This window comes from Cellulomonas pasadenensis (assembly GCF_047229365.1).
Classification (GTDB): domain Bacteria; phylum Actinomycetota; class Actinomycetes; order Actinomycetales; family Cellulomonadaceae; genus Cellulomonas.
Genome location: NZ_JBFTEP010000042.1, coordinates 21,191 through 28,537, shown reverse-complemented (window position 1 = coordinate 28,537; position 7,347 = coordinate 21,191). Strand labels below are relative to the sequence as shown.

4 protein-coding genes are annotated in these 7,347 nt (G+C 73.9%); 3 read left to right on the top strand and 1 reads right to left on the bottom strand.

Translation table 11 applies throughout. From position 1 onward, the window contains the following. Positions 1-1,003 (bottom strand): SURF1 family protein (locus AB6N23_RS08205; protein ID WP_412865607.1); only part of this gene is annotated, 1,003 nt, incomplete at its 3' end. Positions 1,004-1,267: 264 nt separating this feature from the next. Here AB6N23_RS08205 and AB6N23_RS08200 point away from each other — a divergent pair. The 3 genes from AB6N23_RS08200 to AB6N23_RS08190 all read left to right on the top strand — a co-directional run bounded on the left by AB6N23_RS08200 (position 1,268) and on the right by AB6N23_RS08190 (position 7,344). Further along, positions 1,268-3,826 carry a phosphoketolase family protein gene (locus AB6N23_RS08200; RefSeq protein ID WP_412865606.1) on the top strand — a complete coding sequence of 853 codons (2,559 nt, stop codon included), beginning with the start codon at positions 1,268-1,270 and terminating at the stop codon, positions 3,824-3,826. A gap of 99 nt (positions 3,827-3,925) precedes the next feature. Next, the gene (pta, locus tag AB6N23_RS08195; protein WP_412865605.1) at positions 3,926-6,121 is read left to right on the top strand and encodes a phosphate acetyltransferase; all 2,196 of its coding nucleotides are present in this window, start codon (positions 3,926-3,928) and stop codon (positions 6,119-6,121) included. 5 nt (positions 6,122-6,126) lie between these two features. Beyond that, positions 6,127-7,344, top strand: a complete 1,218-nt coding sequence (locus AB6N23_RS08190) for an acetate kinase (protein WP_412865604.1) — start codon at positions 6,127-6,129, stop codon at positions 7,342-7,344. The last annotated feature ends 3 nt before the right edge of the window (positions 7,345-7,347 follow it).

Here is a 7,347-nt window from a genome sequence, read left to right as displayed (position 1 = left end):
CCCTGGTGGGGCGCGGCGGGGGCGCCGGCGGGCCCGTGTGTGGCGAGCTGGGGGGCGTGCGCGTGCTCCCCGGCGGGGGCCTGGTCTCGCTCGGGGGGGCTCCCGGCCGTGCCGGCGCCCCGCCGCGCCCGGGACCGGGGCCGTCGTCGCGGGACCCGTCGCCGCCCGCGTCGCCGCGGGCGTCGGCCGGGTCCTCGGCGGGCTCCTCGGGCTCGTCGCCGGGGATCGGCGGCCGCCCCGCCGCCTCGTCGCGCACGAGCCGCCACCACAGGCCGACGGCGAACAGGCCGAAGATCCACCACTGCGCCGCGTAGGCGAGGTTCTGGATGTTCAGGCCCGTCCCCGCCCGGGTCGGCGGGTCCAGCAGCTCGAGGTCCGCGGGGTCGGCCGGCTCGACCGAGGCGACGACGAGGTACCCGGTGTAGACGGGCGCGTCCCAGACGTGCACGAGCTGCGCCGGGCTGATGGCGTCCGTGCGGCCGTCCACCACGGCGGCACCGGCCTCCTCGCCGCCCTGCAGCCAGCCGACCACGGTGACGGGCCCCGCGGGCACGTCCGCGACCGGCTCCGTGCCCGGCGCCCAGCCGCGCACCACGGGCAGCAGCGTGCCGCCCGTGGCCTGCCCGCCCGCCCCGTGCTCCCCCGCGCCCTCGACCCGCAGCGGCGTCAGCACGAGCGCGCCCTCGGTCACGCCGTCGTGCGCGCGCCCCTCGACCAGCAGCGTGCCCGCCTCCCAGGTACCCGTGACGACGACCTTGCGGGCGACCATCTCGCCCGTCACGGACGCGCCCGGCACGAGCACGTCCGCCAGCGGCACCGGCTCGGCAGCGGCGGTCTCGGCGGCGCGGCGCTCCTCCGCGGCGGCGCCGCGCACCTCGGCGCGCTCGAGCTGCCACGCGCCCAGCCGCCCGCACACCGCCGCGGCCGCGAGCAGCAGCACGAGCAGGCCGAGCATGCGCGGGCGCACGGCGGCGCGCCACACGGAGGTCGGTGCGTCGGCCACACCTCACGGTAACCCGCGCGGCCCGTCGTCCCGTGCGGTCGGCGGAGCCTCCCGGCCACGCACCGGGCCGACCCCGGCCCCCGCGTCGACGGGCGTCCACCCGGTGGTGCCCGCGGCGCCCTGCGGGCCCGTCGTGCGTGCGGTTGTATGGCATGTGGCCAGGAGCACACCCGCTCTGGGCCGGACGTCCCACCCCCCGTCCAGCCCGCACGGAAGGCTGGGTGACCAGGGACGACGCCTCGATCCACGAGCACCGGAGGGGACATGAGCACGAGCACCGCCAGGGACCCGCACCGCACCACGGAGGGTCCCGCGCCGATCGCCGCCGGGGACTTCGCCGCCGCGGAGGCCCGCGCCGCGTGGCGGACGGGCACCGGCCACCTCGACGACGCGACCCTCGAACGCATCGACAAGTGGTGGCGCGCGGCCAACTACATGTCCGTCGGGCAGATCTACCTGCTCGACAACCCGCTGCTGCGCCGGCCGCTGGACCGTGACGACGTCAAGCCGCGCCTGCTGGGCCACTGGGGTACGACGCCCGGCCTCAACTTCCTCTACGCCCACCTCAACCGGGCGGTCGCCGAGCGCGACCAGTCGACGATCTACGTCACCGGCCCCGGGCACGGCGGGCCGGGTCTCGTCGCGAGCGCCTACCTCGACGGCACGTACTCGGAGGTCTACTCCGACGTGACCGAGGACGAGGAGGGCATGCGCCGGCTGTTCCGGCAGTTCTCGTTCCCGGGCGGCATCCCGAGCCACGTGGCGCCGGAGACCCCGGGCTCGATCCACGAGGGTGGCGAGCTCGGGTACGCGCTGAGCCACGCGTACGGCGCGGCGTTCGACAACCCGCACCTGCTGGTGGCGGCGGTCGTCGGCGACGGCGAGGCGGAGACGGGCCCGCTGGCCACGAGCTGGCACTCCAACAAGTTCGTGAACCCGCGCCAGGACGGCGTCGTCCTGCCGATCCTGCACCTCAACGGCTTCAAGATCGCGAACCCGACGATCCTCGCCCGCATCGAGGACGACGAGCTGCACGACCTCATGGTCGGCTACGGGCACGAGCCGTTCGTCTTCGTCGCGGGCTTCGACGACGAGGAGCCGCACAGCGTCCACCGGCGGTTCGCGCAGCTGCTCGACGAGGTCCTCGACCGCATCGCCGCGATCAAGCAGCGCGCCGCCGAGGGTGACGAGTCCCGGCCGCGCTGGCCGATGATCGTGTTCCGGACCCCGAAGGGCTGGACGGGTCCGGCGGAGATCGACGGCAAGAAGACCACAGGTTCGTGGCGCGCCCACCAGGTGCCGCTCGCGAGCGCGCGCGACACCCCCGAGCACCTGGCGGTGCTCGAGGACTGGTTGCGCTCGTACCGTCCGGAGGAGCTCTTCGACGCCACCGGGCGGGTCGACGCCGACATCCGTGCGCTCGCGCCGTCCGGCGAGCTGCGCATGAGCGCGAACCCGCACACCAACGGCGGCCTGCTGCTGCGCGACCTGCGCCTGCCGGACTTCCGCGAGTTCGCGCAGGACGTGCCGAGCCCGGGCGCCACGTTCGCGGAGGCGCCGCGCGTGCTGGGGCAGTTCCTCACCGAGGTGGTGCGCCGCAACCCGGACAACTTCCGGATCTTCGGGCCGGACGAGACGGCGTCGAACCGCCTGCAGGCCGTGTACGACGCGACGGACAAGCAGTGGAACGCGCAGTTCGAGGGCCCCGACGTCGACGAGCACATGGCACGCGTCGGCCGGGTCATGGAGATGCTGTCCGAGCACCAGTGCCAGGGCTGGCTCGAGGGCTACCTGCTCACGGGGCGGCACGGCCTGTTCACGAGCTACGAGGCGTTCATCCACATCGTCGACTCGATGGTGAACCAGCACGCGAAGTGGCTGAAGGTCACGAACGACATCCCGTGGCGCCGGCCGATCGCGAGCCTCAACTACCTGCTCTCGAGCCACGTGTGGCGGCAGGACCACAACGGCTTCAGCCACCAGGACCCCGGCTTCATCGACCACGTGGTCAACAAGAAGGCCGAGGTCGTGCGGGTCTACCTGCCGCCGGACGCGAACACGCTGCTGTCCACGTACGACCACTGCCTGCGCAGCCGGCAGTACGTCAACGTCGTCGTGGCCGGCAAGCAGCCCGCACCCAACTTCCTGACGATGGACGAGGCCGTCGCACACTGCACGCGCGGGCTCGGCATCTGGGAGTGGGCCGGCACCGAGGTGCCCGGCGAGGAGCCCGACGTGGTCCTCGCGGCGGCCGGCGACGTGCCGACGCTCGAGGTGCTCGCCGCGGCGGACATCCTCAAGCGCGAGCTGCCGCAGCTGAAGGTGCGCGTCGTCAACGTGGTGGACCTCATGCGGCTCCAGGACGACACCGAGCACCCGCACGGGCTCTCGCACCGCGAGTTCGACACGATCTTCACGGCCGACCGGCCGATCGTGTTCGCGTACCACGGCTACCCGTGGCTCATCCACCGCCTCACGTACCGCCGCAACGGGCACAAGAACCTGCACGTGCGCGGGTACAAGGAGGAGGGCACGACCACGACGCCGTTCGACATGGTCATGCTCAACGACCTCGACCGGTACCACCTCGTCATCGACGTGATCGACCACGTGCACTGGCTGCGCGCGTCGCACGCCGGCCTGCGCCAGCGCATGGTCGACGCCCGCATCGCGGCGCGCCAGTACACGCGCGAGCACGGCGAGGACGTCCCGGAGGTCCGCGACTGGGTGTGGCCGGACGCCGGCGAGACCGGCACGGAGGTCGGCGGCCCGCAGGCGGACCGCGTGTCGGGCGGGACCGACACCGGCGGGGACAACGAGTAGCAGCACCACGTCGGTGGGTGCGGCGGCCGGCCGGTCGCCGCACCCACCACCCGTCCGCCGCCGGGGAGCGGCGGGCGACCTCGGGAGGAAGAGCACGCAGTGGCCCGCACGATCTACGTCATGTCCGCGGAGGGCGACACCGGCAAGTCCGTCGTCGCGCTCGGCCTGGTCGACCTCCTCACGCGGTCGGTGCAGCGCGTCGGGGTGTTCCGGCCCGTCGCCCGCTCGACGGACGAGCGCGACTACGTCCTCGACCTCCTGCTCGCGCACGACGGCGTCGACATCTCCTACGACGAGGCCGTCGGCGCCACCTACGACGAGGTCATCGCCGACCCCGAGGCGGCGCTGTCGCGGATCGTCGCGCGGTTCCACGACGTCGAGCGGCAGTGCGACGCGGTCGTGGTCGTCGGCACCGACTACACCGACGTCGCCGGGCCGACCGAGCTCGCGTACAACGCCCGCATCGCCGCGAACCTCGCGGCGCCCGTCGTCCTGGTCGTGCGGGGCGCGAGCCGCTCGCCGGAGGACGTCCGCCACGCGGTGGAGGTCGCCGCGACCGAGATCGCCGCGAACCACGCGCAGGTCGTCGGGGTCGTCGCGAACCGCTGCGCACCCGGCGCGATGCCCGACGTGGTGCAGGCGCTCTCCGGCACCGTGCCCGTCTGGGCGCTGCCCGAGTCCCCGCTGCTGTACGCGCCGACGCTGCGCCAGCTCATGGAGGCGGTCGGCGGGGAGCTCACCGGCGGCGACGAGGAGCTGCTCGGGCGCGAGGTGCTCGACGTGCTCGTCGGCGCGATGTCGATCGAGCACCTGCTCGACCGGCTGCAGGACGGCGCCGTCGTCATCACCCCCGGCGACCGGGCCGACGTGCTGCTCGGGCTGCTCACGGCGCACCAGGCCGACGGCTTCCCGTCGCTCGCGGGCATCATCCTCAACGGCGGCCTCGAGCCCGCCGGCACGATCCAGCGGCTCGTCGAGGGCCTCGGCTCCCGCCTGCCCCTGATCCGCACGCACCTCGGCACGTTCCGGTCCGCGAGCGCCGCGGCGCGCACGCGGGGCCGTGTCACGCACGACGCCCAGCGCAAGATCGACACCGCGCTCGCGCTGTTCGAGCAGCACGTCGACGGCGCCGCGCTGCTCGCGGCGCTGGACGTGCCGCGGCCCGAGGTCGTGACGCCGCTGATGTTCGAGTACCAGCTGCTCGACCGCGCGCGCGGCGACCGCAAGCACATCGTCCTCCCGGAGGGCGGCGACGACCGGATCCTGCGGGCGGCGTCCACGCTCCTGCAGCGGCAGGTCGCCGACCTCACGATCCTCGGCGACGAGGCCTCGATCCGGGCGCGCGCCACCGAGCTCGGCCTGGACCTCGACGAGGCGCAGGTCATCGACCCGAAGGCGGGCGAGCAGCTCGAGCGGTTCGCGGCGGCGTACACGGAGATGCGTCGGCACAAGGGCATGACCGTCGAGCGGGCCCGCGAGATCGTGTCGTCGGTGTCGTACTTCGGCACCCTCATGGTCCAGCTGGGCCTCGCCGACGGCATGGTGTCCGGCGCGATCCACACCACCGCGCACACCATCAAGCCGTCGTTCGAGATCATCAAGACCGCGCCCGGCACGTCGAGCGTGTCCAGCGCCTTCCTCATGTGCCTCGAGGACCGCGTGCTCGTCTACGCCGACTGCGCCGTCATCCCGGACCCGACGGCGGAGCAGCTCGCGGACATCGCGATCTCGTCGGCCGGCACGGCCGCGCAGTTCGGCATCGAGCCGCGGATCGCGATGCTGTCGTACTCCACCGGTGAGTCCGGCACGGGGGCCGATGTCGAGAAGGTGCGCACGGCGACCGCCCTGGTCCGTGAGCGCCGCCCCGACCTGTCGGTCGAGGGCCCGATCCAGTACGACGCCGCGGTGGACGCGTCCGTGGCGAAGACGAAGATGCCGGACTCGGCGGTCGCGGGCCGCGCGACCGTGTTCGTCTTCCCCGACCTCAACACCGGCAACAACACGTACAAGGCCGTGCAGCGCTCGGCCGGCGCCGTGGCGATCGGGCCGGTGCTGCAGGGCCTGCGCAAGCCCGTCAACGACCTGTCGCGCGGCGCGCTCGTGCAGGACATCGTCAACACGGTGGCGATCACCGCGATCCAGGCGCAGGCGTTGTCCGCGCCGGCGGCGGAGGCCGGCGACCCCGACGTCGCCCAGCCCGAGCCGCGGGAGACTGCGACGCCCGAGACCCCGGCGCCGTCCGTCGACCCCGCCCCCGCGCCCGCGCCCGCCACCCTCACCGCCCCGGAGGCCTGAGCCCGATGACCACCACCCCCTCGGGCGGCGCCCGCGGCACCGTCCTCGTCGTCAACTCCGGCTCGTCGTCGGTGAAGTACCAGCTCGTCGACCCGGTCGCCGGCGAGGCGGTCGCGTCCGGGCTCGTGGAGCGCATCGGGGAGCCGCGCGGTGCCGTCAAGCACGTCGCGCACGGCGGGACGACGCGGCGCGAGGTCCCCGTCCCCGACCACGCCGAGGCGCTGCGCGTCGTGCTGAGCCTCTTCGCGGAGGTCGGCCCGGACCTCGCGACGGCTGGTGTCGTCGCCGTCGGCCACCGGGTCGTCCAGGGCGGCTCGCGGTTCGACCGGCCGGTGCTCGTCGACCAGCACGTCGAGGACACGATCGAGGAGCTGTCGCCCCTCGCGCCGTTGCACAACCCGCCGAACCTCACCGGCATCCGCGTCGCGAAGGAGCTGCTGCCCGACGTGCCGCACGTCGCGGTGTTCGACACGGCCTTCTTCCGCACCCTCCCCGACGCCGCCGCCACGTACGCGATCGACCGCGAGGTCGCCACGACCTACCGCGTGCGCCGGTACGGCGCGCACGGCACGTCGCACCAGTACGTGTCGCAGAAGGTCGCGGAGGTGCTGGACCGGCCCCTGGAGGACCTGCACCAGATCGTCCTGCACCTCGGCAACGGCGCGTCGGCGTCGGCCGTCCGCGGCGGGCACGCGGTCGAGACGTCGATGGGCATGACGCCGCTCGAGGGTCTCGTCATGGGCACGCGCTCGGGCGACATCGACCCGGCGATCATGTTCCACCTGCACCGCAACGCCGGCATGAGCGCCGACGAGATCGACGACCTGCTGAACCGGCGCTCCGGCCTGAAGGGGCTGTCGGGCGAGAACGACTTCCGCGCGCTGCACGAGCTCGTCGAGGCGGGCGACGAGGGCGCCAACCTCGCGCTCGACGTGTACCTCCACCGCCTGCGCAAGTACATCGGCGCGTACCACGCCGTGCTCGGCCGCCTCGACGCGCTGACGTTCACCGCCGGGGTCGGGGAGAACGACGCGCTCGTGCGCGCCCGGGCGGTCGAGGGCCTCGACGCCATGGGCATCGAGGTCGACCCCGAGCGCAACGCCGGCCGCACCGACGGGCCGCGCGTCATCTCCCCGGAGGGGGCACGCGTCACCGTGCTCGTCGTGCCGACGAACGAGGAGCTGGCGATCGCGCGGCACGCGATGGACGTCATCGGGGCCTGACGG